The following is a 13508-nucleotide window of genomic DNA, read 5'->3' as shown; positions in this document are numbered from 1 at the left end:
TATTCCTCCCGGTCCTCCAATCACCAATTGGTGAAACTTCCATCGCCACGGCGCAGGTGGGGCGGCTCGAAATATTGAAAGTCGAGCTTGTTCAGCGCGTCTTCGTTCACCTCGATCCCCAGACCCGGAAACTGCGGTACGTCATAGGAACTGCCATTCAACTCGGCCTGTGACGGAAAGAGTTCACGCGAATCAAAACCAAGCTGTTCGACCGGTGACGCCCGACACTCCAGCCAAGCGAAGTTGGGCACCGCCGCTGCCAAATGCACGGTCGCCGCCGTGCAGACAGGTCCCAGCGGATTGTGTGGCATCAGGTCGACGTAATGCGCCTCGCTCCAGCCGGCGACCTTCATGGCTTCGGTAAAACCGCCCACATTGCAAATATCCAACCGATTGAACTGATGAATATCGCGCTCGATATAGGGCAAGAATTGCCACTTCGAGGAAAACTCCTCGCCGATCGCGAAGGGTACATCGGTCATTTTTCGAAGCGCCTCATAGGCCTCCGGCGTCTCGTCACGGATCGGCTCTTCGATGTAATCGAGGGTTCCGGAAGGCATCTTCTGGCAGAACGAGGCGGCTTCGGCGACGCTGAGCCGGTGATGGTAGTCGATCCCCAGAACGACTTCCGCGCCCACCTCCTCTCTCGCCTTAATCATCCAGGGAGCGGTGCGCGCGATCGACTCTCGCGGCTCGAAAAGATCAAAGGAGTGTTGGCCCCACGGAACGAAGCGGATGGAGTTCCAGCCCGCATCCTTCAGGATTATCGCCTGCTCGATCATCTCGGGACCGGGATTGGCCGGCGCGGTCGCAAACGCTGGGACGCGCTCGCGATGCTTGCCCCCGAGAAGGTCGTAAACGGGCACGCCGAGCGCCTTTGCGCGAATATCGTGGAAGGCGATGTCCAGCGCGCCAATTGCCGCCGTCAGTACACGACCACCTTCGAAATATTGGCTGCGGTACATTTCCTGCCACAGAGCCCCGGCCCGCCGAACATCGCGGCCGATCAGGAACTGTTCGTAATGACGGATCGCCCCGATGACGGCATGTTCCCTGCCCGTTAAACCGGACTCGCCCCAACCATGAATTCCATCTGAAGTCGTCACCTTGACCAGCAGCTGATTGCGATGACCAACCCGTGGTGTGAAGCACTCTATTCTTTCAATTTTCATGGGATATTCGTCCGTTGGGAGAATGAACTAATGTGAGTTTCGTCAAACCGTGACGCCCAGGAAGGTAGGCCGCGCTGACAACGTCGCCCTTCAACGCAAGCGAAGCAGTCAAAGGACGCCAAATGCGCTGGTGCTCTGGATCCAGCCTCTGATGTGAGGTTTGTTATCCGGCCCAGCATCGCTGCGACAGATTTCCTATAAATGTTCGCACAGGATCGGCTCCTCCCTGGATTGCGGGTTAGACCTGACTTGATCTATCAAACCAACATCTGCGACATTTGCCGATGACTGCTTGCCCTCCCCAAGCGTTAAATGCGTTATAGATAGGATCTAGAATGTTTGCAAGCAGGAGAAGACCATGCTTCCGAAGGGCGTGATTATGGACACCGTCGAAAGGTTCGGCAGATCCATCGTGGAAGGTGATTGGCAACCTGGAGAGCAGTTGCCGCTGGAATCTGAACTCGCCTCTCGCTTCGGTGTCGGAAGAAACGCCTTGCGGGAAGCCGTCAAAGTCTTGGCAGGCAAAGGATTGATCAGGACCGCGCGCCGCTACGGGTCCCGCGTCGCCATGAAGGAAGAATGGAACGGGCTGGATGCCGACATCATCCGTTGGAAACTTAAAGATCGCAAATCGCACGCCATGTTTCGACGTGAGGTCGCGCAATTGCGGGAACTTATCGAGCCCGGCGCCGCATCCATGGCTGCTCGAAATGCGACGGCCGAAGAGAAGCAACACCTTCAAGCGCTTGCAATGGCCATGCAAGATCTTCCGACGGTCGCGGCAATTGAGCAAGACATCGCCTTTCACCTCGCGGTCCTGCGAGCAAGCCACAATAGTTTGTTACTCGGCATAGGCAGATCGCTGGAGATCATGCTTCGTACCCTGTTCACGGCGGATCTGAGTTTGCACGATCGCGATCTCGTTTATGATCCGAACCCGATCATTCATCTGGCGCTCGCCAATGCCATCATGGGAGGCTTCGCGGACGAGGCCCGTCATATCGCCATGGCGATGATAGCTCGCGGCGCCGAGGGCGCGGACCGTCTCGATCATCGGTCGATTACTGCACCAGAGCCACCCGCGGGAGACCAGCCCAATCCGATCTGACTGCCAGGTGATAAGATCTTCGGATGCTCCCACCCGCTTAGAATACGTTATAGATGGGATTTATAAAGTTCGAGCACTCGTGACGATATGCGGGTTCGTCCCGTCGCTTAGCCGATCTGCGTCGAGAATCCGCGCTTGTGTGCAATCTTATCTCCAAGTGCACAAAAGGTCTTCTGCTTGTCGGCAATATTCCATCTGCTTCTTGCATTCGGCGAAGCGAGTAATTTCCATTGCGAACCGTGCATTCCTTCGCGCGTCGTAGAACTCTACAATCGTTATCTAGTCTTTTGACGCCAGATGACAGGCAATCGCGCCGCCGCCCCGACGCAGGCGTACGTCAGGGGTGACCGACTAACAGATCTCAGTCGCTTTCGGACAGCGGGGATGAAAGGCACATCCTTCCGGGGGCTCAAGGGGGCTTGGTGGCTAAGATACATGACGACGATCCGGTCAGCCATGGGACGGACGACGGCAAGATTGTGGCTTATGAAGAGATAGGTGAGCCCAAGCTCGTCTTGCAGTTCATGCATAAGATTGAGGACCTGCGCCTGAACAGAAACGTCGAGCGCCGATGTTGGTTCGTCGCAAACGAGAAATTCCGGCTCGCTTGCCAGCGCGCGAGCGATCGATATGGCTGTCGCTGCCCACCGGAAAACTTGTGCGAAAGCGCTTGGCATCATCGGGCAAAAGACCGACGGTGCGCAGCAGTTCCGCTACGCGCTCATCGATCGCGTCATGTCCTTCACGCAAGCCAAACTCGCGGATTGGCTCGGTAATGATGTCGCCGACCCGCCAGCGCGGATTGAGGCTGGCATGCGGATCCTAAGATCATCTGCGCCTCCATCGGGCGGCCGTCTGAGGACGGCCCGAACACGATGACGCCTTCACTGGGGCCATGGAGCCCGATGACAAGTCGCGCCACGATGAACTTGCCGCAGTCGGATTCACCCCCAAGCGCCAGGATTTGCCTCTCTCGATGACGAGAGCGACATCCTGCACGACGTGTAGATAGCACTTTGGCTTGCGATCGATCATCCGGTTGAGCCAGGCAGTGGAAACGTCGAAGACACGACTCAGCTGATCGACTTCCAGCGCTTTCTCGCGCTTCTCATTGCACGCCTCCACCATGGACCAGACAAGCGATACTGCCCTCGGCCGCACCGTGCCCTTTGGTCACCATCGCCGGGCGCACCTGTCGGCACCGCGGTCCTCCCGAATCTCTTCGTCACTCCACGTCACAGACGCTCCGCTCTCGCCACTCACATCCATCGCCATCCGCGCAATGGCGCATTGGAAAGCGTTACTGGCGCCATCACCTGAACTCAGCCTCGTCCCGGATGCTCAGTGATCGTTCGACAACGTGACATCACCCCTTGATCGATAATCTACTAAATGCCGAAAAGCGCAGGCAGCAGACCGCGTACCACCGATCCGCTGTCGGAGCGTCCATCATTCTTTCACAGCACCGGTCATCGACGAGACGTAGTAATCGACGAAGAAAGAGTAGAGGATAACGACCGGCAATGAACCAAATAAAGCGCCGGCCATGAGCGAACCCCACTCAAAGACATCGCCGCGAACCAATTCCGTCAGTACACCAACCGGAATTGTTTTGTTTTCCGACGATTGAATGAAGGTAAGCGCGTAGATGAATTCGTTCCAGGAAAGCGTAAACGCGAAGATGCCAGCCGAAATCAGCCCAGGCACCGCCAGCGGAAGGATAATTTTGACAAGGATCTGCCAGCGGCTGGCGCCATCGACCAGCGCGCTTTCTTCCAGCTCGAAGGGTATCGACCTGAAGTAGCCCATCAGCAGCCATGTGCAGAAGGGAATGAGGAAGGTGGGATAGGTGAAGATGAGCGCAAGTCTGGAATCGTAAATTCCAAGCTTGAAGACGATGAACGCCAGGGGAATGAACAGGATCGAAGGCGGAACGAGGTAGGCTAGAAAAATCAGCAACCCGATCGAACGAGAGCCGGTAAAACGCACGCGTTCGATCGCGTAGGCGCCAAAAATCGATGCCAGCAACGACAGCGCCGTCGATCCCACCGCCACCAATATCGTGTTCCAAAGCCAGCCCGGATAGGAGGTTTCAAAGAATAGGTACTTGATGTGATCGAGCGTCGGCCCCACGACCCAAAAGGGGCTATAGTTATTATAGTCGGTCAGCTGTGCGTTTGGCTTGATAGCCGTTATGGCCATCCAGTAGAAGGGAAATAGAAGCACGAAGACGAAGACCGCCATCGGCAGGTAGAGCATGACGATACGGCGAGGCAGGCGGTTCAGATAGCCCATCCCTTGGGTGTCATCGGTCAGAACGGGATTGGCCGTCTCGGTTTTGATGGTCATGGCGTCCTCCCGGTCTCAGTCTTGTCCACCCTGCTGCCATTTGCGGCGCTGCAGACCGAAAAAGCTGAACATGATGGCGGCGAGTAGGAACGGGATCATGGCCACCGCGATTGCCGCGCCCTCGCCGAGCTGCCCGCCCGGAATGCCACGCTGAAAAGACAGTGTCGCCATCAGATGCGTCGCGTTGACCGGCCCGCCCTTGGTCAGCACATAGATCAACTGGAAATCCGTGAATGTGAACAGCACGGAGAAGGTCATCACGACGGCGATGATGGGGGTCAACATCGGTAGCGTTACATAACGGAAACGCTGCCAGCTTGTGGCGCCATCAAGCGATGCCGCCTCCTGCAGCGAAGCAGGGATTGTCTGCAGGCCGGCAAGCAGCGAGATCGCCACGAAGGGAATGCCGCGCCAGACATTGGCGATGATGACTGAGATCCGCGCATTGGTCGGATCGCCGAGGAAATTGATCTGGCCATGGATCACGCCGATCTTCATCAGCGACCATGAGATAATCGAAAACTGGGAGTCGTAGATCCACCAGAATGCCAATCCCGAAAGCACCGTCGGCACCACCCAGGGCAGAAGCACGATCGCCCGGAAGAAGGATTTGAATGGCAGGTGCTGATTGAGAAGCAGTGCCAACCAAAGGCCGAGCACGAATTTCAGGATCGAGGCGATGAAGGTGTAGAGCAGCGTATTGAAGACCGACAACCAAAATACGGAATCATTGGCCAGGAATTGATAATTCTCCAATCCGATAAAGCTGCCGCTGCGCCCGATCCGCGTGTCCGTGAAGCCGAGCCAGACTCCAAGTCCCAGCGGATAGGTGAGAAAACAAACCAGAAAGATGGCCGCCGGCAACATGAAGAGGAAGCCGAGCATATTGTTGTTCTGCATGAGCGATCTGATCGGGCCGCGCGTCGTATCGCTGGATGTCACGGTCGACATGGCATTATCTCCTGATGGACAGTCGCAGCATGCCGTCGCCGGCATGCTGCAGGTCTTCGCGGGCGATCAAACCTTGTAGTAGCGGTTTGCGCGGCGCTCAGCCTCTTTCATCGCATCCTCCGGCGTCATCTGGCCGGTCACCGCGGCCGCGAACATATCGACGAGCACGTAATCGGCCATCACGCCCGCCGAAGCATAGCCCAGCGGACCAGCATAGCCGTTCGGGCGCAGCGTTTCCGATGCGCGTGCATAGGGTGCATGGACGGGATCGGCGGTCCAGACGGGATTGTTGGCAAAGGCCTTCAAGGGTTGGCAGCAATAGGCGCTCGATCCTTGGATCCAGGCGTTCATCTGGTCGCCTTCCATCATGAACTTGATATAGGCCTTGGCTGCTTCGGGATATTTGGTATGGCTGAAGAGAACCAGCGAGCTCGTCTGGTGCAGCTCGACACTCTTGCCGACCGGACCGATCGGGAAGTTCGTGGTTCTGATATCGGCCGCGATTTCGGCGAGCTTCGGATCTTTTTTGGCTGCGTAATAGACCGATACGCCGTTTGCGATCAGCGATACTTGCCCGGCAAGGAAGGCGCGGTTGTTGTTGATGTCCTGCCAGCTTTCCGTGCCGGGGATGAAGGTCGCATAAAGATCCTTCGCATAATGGATTGCCGCCAGCGTTTCAGGGCTGTTGATGGTCACCTTGCCGCTTTCGTCCACCATCTTGCCGCCATGGCTCCAAAGTAGCCAATGGGCGTAGTTGTTGCCGTCGCCGACCGCCTTGCCATGCGGAAAGCCGGCGGGCGTGCCTTTGGCCTTCATCGCCTTGCAAAGTTCAAGGAACCCGGCGGTGTCCTTGGGGAATTCGCTGAAGCCGGCCGCCTTTACATGGCTGTCGCGATAAACGACGGCATTGCCGATCGCTGTCAGCGGCATGGCGATGAACTTGTCGCCGCGGGTTGCATAACCGCGCACGCCGTCATACCAGCCGCCATATTTGTTGCCGAGGTAGTTGCCGAGTTCCGTCAGGTCGACGAGTTTGTCAGGATACTGATGAGCATCGTCGAACCAGCACATGACCATGTCGGGACCGGAACCGACATTGGCGGCGACGGCGGCCTTCGGTCGGATATCTTCCCAGCTTTCCTTGTCGATACGAACCTCAACGCCCGTCGTCTCGGTGAATTTCTTGGTATTTGCAAGCCAGGCATCCTCGTCTCCCTTGACGAAGGGGGTCCAGCGAAGCAGCCGGAGGCTCGCGCCCTTTTCGGGCGTGTAGCTGGGTTCGGCTTGAGCGAAAGATGGGCGTATTCCGAGCGGCGCGAGGCCGGCGATCCCGGCCGCTGCCGCCGATGCGGCAAGAAAGTCACGTCTCTTGAATGGCATGATACTCCTCCTTTGAGAACGGGAGCAAATCCCCCGGCGCCCACCTTCCCGTTTGGTGGACGACGACTATCGCATTCGAACCGGTCGAATGCTTCCGCATCGATAGGTGAGCAGGAAGACTCCTCTTCTTCCGGCTCCCCACCGAAGCGACATCAAATCGTCAATCTCTGACCGTTTTCTGCGTCGAAGAGATGGACATGCGGCACATCGATGGAAATGCGCAGCGTATCTCCGGGTTTGGCACTAATCCTCTCCCGGAAGATGCAATTGACATCGCTGCCGCCGAAGCGAACCGTCATCTGCGTCTCATAGCCTGTCGGTTCGATCACGATGATTTCCGCGGGCAGCCCATCGGCATCGAGCATGATGTATTCTGGACGCAACCCATAGACGAGATCCCGACCCTTTGCGCCGGCGGGCGGATTTGCAATGGGCAGGACGGTTCCATCCGACGCGATGAACCGGCCATCGCTCTCCGGATCGAGGCGGCCTTTGATCATGTTCATCGCCGGCGAACCGATGAAGCCCGCGACGAAAAGATTGGCAGGCGTGTCGTAGAGATCCAGCGGCTTACCTACTTGCTCGACGACGCCATCATGCATGACGACGATCTTGTCGGCCATCGTCATGGCCTCGATCTGATCATGCGTGACGTAAACGGTCGTGGTGCCAAGACGTTGGTGAAGCTCCTTGATTTCTGCGCGCATGGCGACCCGGAGCTTAGCATCAAGATTGGAAAGCGGTTCGTCGAAGAGGAAAACCTGGGGATCGCGCACGATCGCACGGCCCATGGCGACACGCTGGCGCTGGCCGCCGGAAAGCTGGCGGGGATAGCGGTCTAGAAGTTTGGTCAGACCCAGGATTTCCGCCGCTTTCTTGACACGCTGATCCATGTCCGCTTTCGGCGCGCGTTTGAGCATCAGCGAGAAAGCCATGTTCTGGGCCACCGACATATGTGGATAAAGCGCATAATTCTGAAAGACCATCGCTATGTCGCGGTCGCCCGGTGCCACTCCATTGACGACGCGGTTGCCGATACGGATCTCGCCGGCGGAAATATTCTCGAGCCCGGCAAGCATTCTCAGGAGCGTGGATTTTCCGCACCCGGACGGTCCGACCAGGATCACGAATTCACCGTCCGCTATCTCGATGTTCACGCCCTTGATAACGGGGAACGCCCCGAATGATTTCCTGACATCGACAAACTCGACACCTGCCATAAAAGTCCCTCCCAGAACCTTTCACTTTCCTGACCTGCGGTCATCCCTCCTCCGAGACACCACCGCCGGAACGCATTAATCCAATTTCGACGTCCTATTCCCCGCTGCCGACCGGCATCTTTGTCTCCCTCACATTCATGTCAGTCAAATCCCCTCATGCTGGTCGGATCAGACCGGATTGCCGCTCGCCAGTTGAACCTTGGTCGTATCGTAAATACGTGTCAGATGATGCTCGAAGGCCGCAACGACGGCGTCGCGATCATGGCGGGCGAGCGCCTCGAAGATGGCCAGATGATCGAGGTAGCTTGCCTCGATGGCGCCCGGCTTGGCCATGACGTGGCGGCGGTAATTCATCATGTAAGTGTATAAATCGGTGACGAAGGCGGCCAGCAGCGGGTTTCCGCAGGCCCGATAGATCGCCACGTGGAATTCGCGGTCGCATATCAGGAAACGCATCGCATCGTTACCCCCGAGGCGCTGAGCCTCCAGCAGAGCCTGCAGCTTTGCCAGAGTGACGTCATCGATGCGCTCGGCGGCATCGCCGACAACCTTGAGCTCGATATGAAGACGCGCGGCATGGACGGAGTCCAGATCGTAGCCGTCAATTGCATTGGAAGAGGCAATCGTCACGGTAATGTGGCTGAGATCGACCTCGCAGACACGACTGCGGCTGCCATGTGAAACCTCGATGATGCCCTGCGCGGCGAGCGCCTGAATCGCGCCACGCACCGTTTCGCGGCTGACATGGAGAACGTTGGCCAATTCGCGCTCGCCCGGTAGCTCGTCGCCCGGTCGCAACATATTGGTGGCGATCAGGACCATCAGCTTCTCGGCGATGACATCACGCGCCGTTCGGCGGGCGAGACTCCGCGCGATATTCGGCCCCTCGGTCAAGATCGGACTTTCGTCCATCGCTCCCCCCGGTCCACTGGTTGGTCCAGTAGATCAGTTAATTAAAGATCGTTGAGGAAATCAGTCAAGACAAATTCGTTTGCCACCGCCGACACGGAGTCTAACTGTTGGTTCCACGATACCGCCGCTTGGCATGGCCTAACCAGCGGGCGGCTCGACCGCCGCCTGCCTTTCTCAATTGGATTACAAGTTTGATCACAAGCACCCGTTGAGGCAAACCTCTTGATTGTTTCAGGACGGCGAAGATAAAGCCCGCGCGGAACGGGAGGCGCATTGCATTTGGCAATGTTTTCAGTGCAGGCTTAATCGCTCACTTCGAACCTTCCTGTCCTCAAGCCAATCTTTGCCCGCGGACCCAGGTGATCCGTCCATCGACTATATGAGCGGATCGGCATTACCTGCATTGAAGCAGCTTGCGCCCTCCTTCCAAAGTCCAACTCGAAACAATCGTGTCTCACTCAGCTTCGTCGCTCTGTTGGAACGAAGCGATCGTCGTCATAGGTGGAGAGATAGCCAGTATATATCGGCACCGCCAACCTGCGAGCCTTGAAATAGGCAAAAGCGTCAGCAAGATTGCCGCTAGCGGTTTCAAGTTCGATCCGTTTGCGAAAGTGGCCAGGCTGGCCGACGGACTCGTGCCTATCAAGTTTGCTTAGCATTTCCACACTCAGTTCGTAGAGTTCGCCGCTGACGATCGATCCGGTTCCAGGTTCATCAAACATCATGGGCGCAAACCACTGACCCGCGATCACCATTGGATAAGCCTTTTTCGTCTGAGCGCGGCAACAATAATGCGCGCCTGCCAAGCCTCGCTGATGTAGCACAAAACCCTTCTTCAAGGTTCCGAAGGCGAACACCCGGACGATCTCAACCATGACGCTTTAAAGTCTCTCGGCGAAGGTAACGCGGGTTTGGCACGATATCCGCCGAGATCTCGATCCCGCCCGCAAACGGTGCGTCACCGCGAGCTCCCTCGCCATACCGGGTATCTCCTCCCGAGGGCGCCGAACCTGCGGTGTTGCGGTCGCTTGCCGATTGAACGAAAACGTCCGGTCTCGAAATTGCGTGCTCCTGAACTAGATGTTCGACGACAAGATTTGTTGCCTGACGTATTTGGAATGTGGCGCTGATTGTCGTGGTGCTGTTATCCGCCATTGTTGTCTCCTGCTGATAAGGTTCACAGCAAGAGAACGCTTTTTAGCTCTTGGTAGTTTCCGGAAGGTTTCTTGTATACTGCGAGAGCTGACCCATGATTCCATCCGGCCTTACACAGTGATGAAGTAGAGCGCTCTCATATCGCTTTTGTTCGATCATCTAGCTCATCGTCCGGCAAAACTTCGACGGGCTCGTCGGCTTATCAAGCCGTTCCATATGCTGGAAGCGAAGAGGGGTTGCCGATGCGTCGTAGCCTTGCCTATGCTGAGGCACACCGCTACCCCGAGCAGAGAGATCGAACGATCTGGCAGGTGTTCGAAGAGGAACGCAGCGGCGTGGTCCATTACGCCGAGCCCTTTGATGGTTTCCACTATGCCCGGCCTCGGCGTCAAAGACCTGCACGGTCCGTTTTGACAGCGACTAATACTCCGTCTGTTGATTATCGCACGAATTTAATTCACTTTTTTTTCTGGACGGATCCGCCCACACCGCAAGAAAATGTTTTCGATCAACACCATAATTGCACTCAGTTGGTACAACGCGAAATGAAAAAGTGGCTCAAATTGAGCTGAAACTCAGCACGCCAACCTCTAGATCAGCCGGACGCGGCGCGCCGCCACGACTCGATAAAGAGGATCACCCCAGGCCAGGTGTTCCTGCAACGCCGAAAAGACCAGGCTAACGTCGTGTTCGTCGTTAGAGGCCACCGCGGCGGCCCTTATCTCCGGCCAGTCCGGCACCTGCATCTCACGCATCACCTGAAGGGCTTCGGCGGTCGGAAGCACCGGGAAGCCGATCTTCGGAACGAGTGTGGCAATCACCTGCCAAAAGGCACGGTAGAGCGGCAGCGGAGCATCCAGATGCGGCGCGACCAACCGAGCCCAATGCAAGCCGGTAACGGCGTGGAGCGCCGAGAAATCCATGGTCGCGGCGAATAGGGCCAGGGCCGTCTCCGCCATGCGTTTCGGTGTCGCTTCATCAATGCGCAAGCGATCGATCACCGGCGGAAAGTCCGGCAAGGCGGCGACTTCGCGTATATTGTGCCAGAGAAGATCGGTTTCAGGCACATAGTCGTGTGCGCCGGCAACATCATTCATAGCAGCGAGAATCGCTGCCGGATCGTCCGTGTCCGGTTTTATCCCAGTCGGATCGGGCAAGGGCAGATAACAGGTTGCCCAGTATCCGAGCGCCGTTCCCACTTCCGCTGGGTCGCTGTTGAGCACCGCGTAAGCCAGCCGCATCAGCGGGTGCAGCGCACTGCCGGCCACACCCTGGATAAGCCGAGGCAAATAATGGCGGATCGCGGCATCGGTCCCGAGCCGTTCGACTTCCGCGACGAAATAGGCGCGATAATCTGATTCCCGCGTCCGGTCACCGAGCGCCACGTCCCAATGCTCACGCTCGATCGGGGCCACGGTTGGCGGCGCGGGAACGAGCTGGTTTGCCACGCGATAAATCTCGTACCATTCGTCGAGACGCTCAGGGGTCGCGCCCATGCGATCGAGCGCCACGAGGACCATTGGAACGTGATTGGCGAGCAGATAGGGAAATTCCACGCTGTCACGCCGAGCCCTTTCCAGAACCCTGTCGAGCGGAAACGTAGGTATGATTGTCATGATGACACTTCCTTCATGCCTTCAAGGTCTCCATCATAGCCGCGCGGATCGAAATGATGCTCCCGATAGGCCGCAAGGTCACGGAGAAAATCGTCGGCCGCCTCGTGAAAGAGACCACCCACAACCGCATCGACGATGCGCGGCAGACCGTATTTCATGCCAGTCACACCGTTACTGATCGGGCCTAGGCTAGCAATGGCTGAACAATTAAACAAATGGATGTGCGACAGCCAGCCATGGGTCGCCGCATTCTTCGGCGTGAGTTCGAAGCCGCGCCCGAGATAGGGATGGGCCGCGATCTCGGCCGATGCCTCGCCATCCGGCGGCGTGAAACGATCGGACCAGAAAGCAACATGCGGCGCAATGCTCTTCAATTCCGCGCGCTGGTTGAAATCGATCGTATAACCGGTTCCAAGCAGGAGATGATCGGCGCTGAACATGCCGCTGTCGCTTTCGATCACAACCCGCGCGGCATCCAATGTCACGGACTGCACCTTGTGGCCCAGCGCCATCGTGAAGCGCGGATCGGACACGACACGGTCGAACTGATCCTGTGTCGGCGGGATCTTGAAGCCATTGTATAGCCGCATATAGCGCCATTTTTGCAGATCCGACAGATCGCCGAAATGACCGAGGAAGCCCGGAAAATTGGTCCAGGCCAACACTTCCGTCCGGCCGAAATTGCGCGAGCGGCCGATCATCGCCACGCTTTTCGCACCCTTTTCCAAAGCCGTCACCGCCCAGTCGAAGCTGGAGGTCGCCGAACCCAGAATGGCGACATCTCGATCCTTGAGATGGCTGTCGTCTGCGATCTCGGCACTATGGGTCCAGTACGACTTGGGCAAGGTACGAACGAAATCGGGGATCATGGGCGCGCCGCCGCCATCAATACCGGTCGCCAGCACAAGCCGATGGCATTCGATCTGTTGCGTTTCACCGTCCGCTTCGAGCGCAAGCCGCAACCAGCCGCCGACTTGCGAGATACCGGCAAGGCTCGTGCCGTTGGCCACATCAGGCTCCGTCACCGCACGATACCAGCCGAGATAGGCCATCCAGTCTTGCCGTGACATCTTGTCGAGGCTTTCATAGGCGTCTGTGCCATGGACGGCTTCGTACCAGGCGCGCGGCGTCAGCGACGGCAGGCCAAAATCCGGCCCCGCGAGATATTTCGGCGAGCGCAGCGTCTTCATGCGCGCGCAGCCGATCCAAGGCCCTTCCCGCCCCTTCCCGGCCTTGTCGATCACCTGAACGCCCGCAACCCCACGCCGTTTCAGGCCAAAGGCGATAGCGAGCCCCGACATGCCGGCCCCACAGATCACGACATTATAGCGCGAGATACAAGCAGGTCCTGGCTCCGGTGCTGGAGCCCAGACCCGCCCGAGCGCTTCCGTGGCCTCCATCTCGGCGACGAGCCGTTTTTCTAGCGTTTCAAGTCGCGATATGCTGAGACCCCCATTCATGTTCGATCCTGACATTTTTTTCTTTGACACGGCCTCGCGCCAAGTCCGGCATGACCGCAGTCTCTTAAGCAAGCCGGCCGATGCGCAAAAACGAGGCATATTGCACAATCATCAAGCAAAAAATGAGCGATATTGTTCAATTTTGTTATATTCGGGCCGTTATTGCTTTTTTGTCAAGTGTACTT

The 13508-nt window shown here is 57.4% G+C and carries 12 protein-coding genes and 1 pseudogene; 2 read left to right on the top strand and 11 right to left on the bottom strand.

The genetic code is table 11. The annotated features are described in order from the left end of the window. Positions 1-20 precede the first annotated feature (20 nt). Positions 21-1172 carry a mandelate racemase/muconate lactonizing enzyme family protein gene (locus AC13RC_RS20525; RefSeq protein ID WP_113390721.1) on the bottom strand — a complete coding sequence of 384 codons (1152 nt, stop codon included), beginning with the start codon at positions 1170-1172 and terminating at the stop codon, positions 21-23. 358 nt (positions 1173-1530) lie between these two features. On the opposite strand from AC13RC_RS20525, the gene AC13RC_RS20520 reads away from it, so the two are divergent. Further along, positions 1531-2280, top strand: a complete 750-nt coding sequence (locus tag AC13RC_RS20520) for a FadR/GntR family transcriptional regulator (protein ID WP_488558287.1) — start codon at positions 1531-1533, stop codon at positions 2278-2280. 279 nt (positions 2281-2559) lie between these two features. Here AC13RC_RS20520 and AC13RC_RS20515 read toward each other — a convergent pair. The 8 genes and pseudogenes from AC13RC_RS20515 to AC13RC_RS20480 all read right to left on the bottom strand — a co-directional run bounded on the left by AC13RC_RS20515 (position 2560) and on the right by AC13RC_RS20480 (position 10247). After that, positions 2560-3408: pseudogene (locus AC13RC_RS20515) on the bottom strand (ATP-binding cassette domain-containing protein). A 321-nt stretch (positions 3409-3729) separates the two neighbouring features. Next, positions 3730-4629 (bottom strand): carbohydrate ABC transporter permease, encoded by a 900-nt coding sequence (locus AC13RC_RS20510; RefSeq protein WP_488558286.1) that lies wholly within the window; start codon positions 4627-4629, stop codon positions 3730-3732. Between the two features lie 15 nt (positions 4630-4644). Then, on the bottom strand, positions 4645-5580 hold the full coding sequence (locus tag AC13RC_RS20505) for a carbohydrate ABC transporter permease (RefSeq protein WP_488558285.1): 936 nt from the start codon (positions 5578-5580) through the stop codon (positions 4645-4647). A 66-nt stretch (positions 5581-5646) separates the two neighbouring features. After that, a complete protein-coding gene (locus AC13RC_RS20500) occupies positions 5647-6960 on the bottom strand; it encodes an ABC transporter substrate-binding protein (RefSeq protein WP_112722171.1) in 1314 nt (437 codons plus the stop codon). 152 nt (positions 6961-7112) lie between these two features. After that, positions 7113-8180 (bottom strand): sn-glycerol-3-phosphate ABC transporter ATP-binding protein UgpC, encoded by a 1068-nt coding sequence (locus AC13RC_RS20495; RefSeq protein WP_113396168.1) that lies wholly within the window; start codon positions 8178-8180, stop codon positions 7113-7115. Between the two features lie 168 nt (positions 8181-8348). Next, a complete protein-coding gene (locus AC13RC_RS20490; protein ID WP_113352265.1) occupies positions 8349-9092 on the bottom strand; it encodes a FadR/GntR family transcriptional regulator in 744 nt (247 codons plus the stop codon). 458 nt (positions 9093-9550) lie between these two features. After that, a complete protein-coding gene (locus tag AC13RC_RS20485) occupies positions 9551-9967 on the bottom strand; it encodes a gamma-glutamylcyclotransferase family protein (protein WP_488558284.1) in 417 nt (138 codons plus the stop codon). Next, the gene (locus tag AC13RC_RS20480; RefSeq protein WP_488558283.1) at positions 9960-10247 is read right to left on the bottom strand and encodes a hypothetical protein; all 288 of its coding nucleotides are present in this window, start codon (positions 10245-10247) and stop codon (positions 9960-9962) included. Before AC13RC_RS20480 ends, AC13RC_RS20485 begins: the two co-directional genes overlap by 8 nt. Before the next feature lie 242 nt (positions 10248-10489). Here AC13RC_RS20480 and AC13RC_RS20475 point away from each other — a divergent pair, with 242 nt between their 5' ends. After that, entirely contained in the window at positions 10490-10819 is a 330-nt protein-coding gene (locus AC13RC_RS20475) for a hypothetical protein (RefSeq protein ID WP_488558282.1), read from the top strand. 18 nt (positions 10820-10837) lie between these two features. Here AC13RC_RS20475 and AC13RC_RS20470 read toward each other — a convergent pair whose 3' ends face one another. Continuing rightward, on the bottom strand, positions 10838-11863 hold the full coding sequence (locus AC13RC_RS20470) for a questin oxidase family protein (RefSeq protein ID WP_113352268.1): 1026 nt from the start codon (positions 11861-11863) through the stop codon (positions 10838-10840). After that, the gene (locus tag AC13RC_RS20465) at positions 11860-13323 is read right to left on the bottom strand and encodes a SidA/IucD/PvdA family monooxygenase (protein ID WP_488558281.1); all 1464 of its coding nucleotides are present in this window, start codon (positions 13321-13323) and stop codon (positions 11860-11862) included. The genes AC13RC_RS20470 and AC13RC_RS20465 overlap by 4 nt, the downstream gene beginning before the upstream one ends. Positions 13324-13508: the final 185 nt, after the last annotated feature.

The sequence above is a fragment of the Martinezella sp. CNPSo 3890 genome (assembly GCF_057784455.1).
Note: the sequence above shows the minus strand (reverse complement) of the source record. Positions and strands in the feature narration are given on the sequence as shown.

Coding starts and splice junctions, on each gene's coding strand:
- AC13RC_RS20525 (WP_113390721.1), bottom strand. CDS start 1,172: ATGAAAATTGAAAGAATAGAGTGCTTCACACCACGGGTTGGTCATCGC.
- AC13RC_RS20475 (WP_488558282.1), top strand. CDS start 10,490: ATGCGTCGTAGCCTTGCCTATGCTGAGGCACACCGCTACCCCGAGCAG.
- AC13RC_RS20490 (WP_113352265.1), bottom strand. CDS start 9,092: ATGGACGAAAGTCCGATCTTGACCGAGGGGCCGAATATCGCGCGGAGT.
- AC13RC_RS20510 (WP_488558286.1), bottom strand. CDS start 4,629: ATGACCATCAAAACCGAGACGGCCAATCCCGTTCTGACCGATGACACC.
- AC13RC_RS20505 (WP_488558285.1), bottom strand. CDS start 5,580: ATGTCGACCGTGACATCCAGCGATACGACGCGCGGCCCGATCAGATCG.
- AC13RC_RS20480 (WP_488558283.1), bottom strand. CDS start 10,247: ATGGCGGATAACAGCACCACGACAATCAGCGCCACATTCCAAATACGT.
- AC13RC_RS20495 (WP_113396168.1), bottom strand. CDS start 8,180: ATGGCAGGTGTCGAGTTTGTCGATGTCAGGAAATCATTCGGGGCGTTC.
- AC13RC_RS20485 (WP_488558284.1), bottom strand. CDS start 9,967: ATGGTTGAGATCGTCCGGGTGTTCGCCTTCGGAACCTTGAAGAAGGGT.
- AC13RC_RS20500 (WP_112722171.1), bottom strand. CDS start 6,960: ATGCCATTCAAGAGACGTGACTTTCTTGCCGCATCGGCGGCAGCGGCC.
- AC13RC_RS20470 (WP_113352268.1), bottom strand. CDS start 11,863: ATGACAATCATACCTACGTTTCCGCTCGACAGGGTTCTGGAAAGGGCT.
- AC13RC_RS20520 (WP_488558287.1), top strand. CDS start 1,531: ATGCTTCCGAAGGGCGTGATTATGGACACCGTCGAAAGGTTCGGCAGA.
- AC13RC_RS20465 (WP_488558281.1), bottom strand. CDS start 13,323: ATGAATGGGGGTCTCAGCATATCGCGACTTGAAACGCTAGAAAAACGG.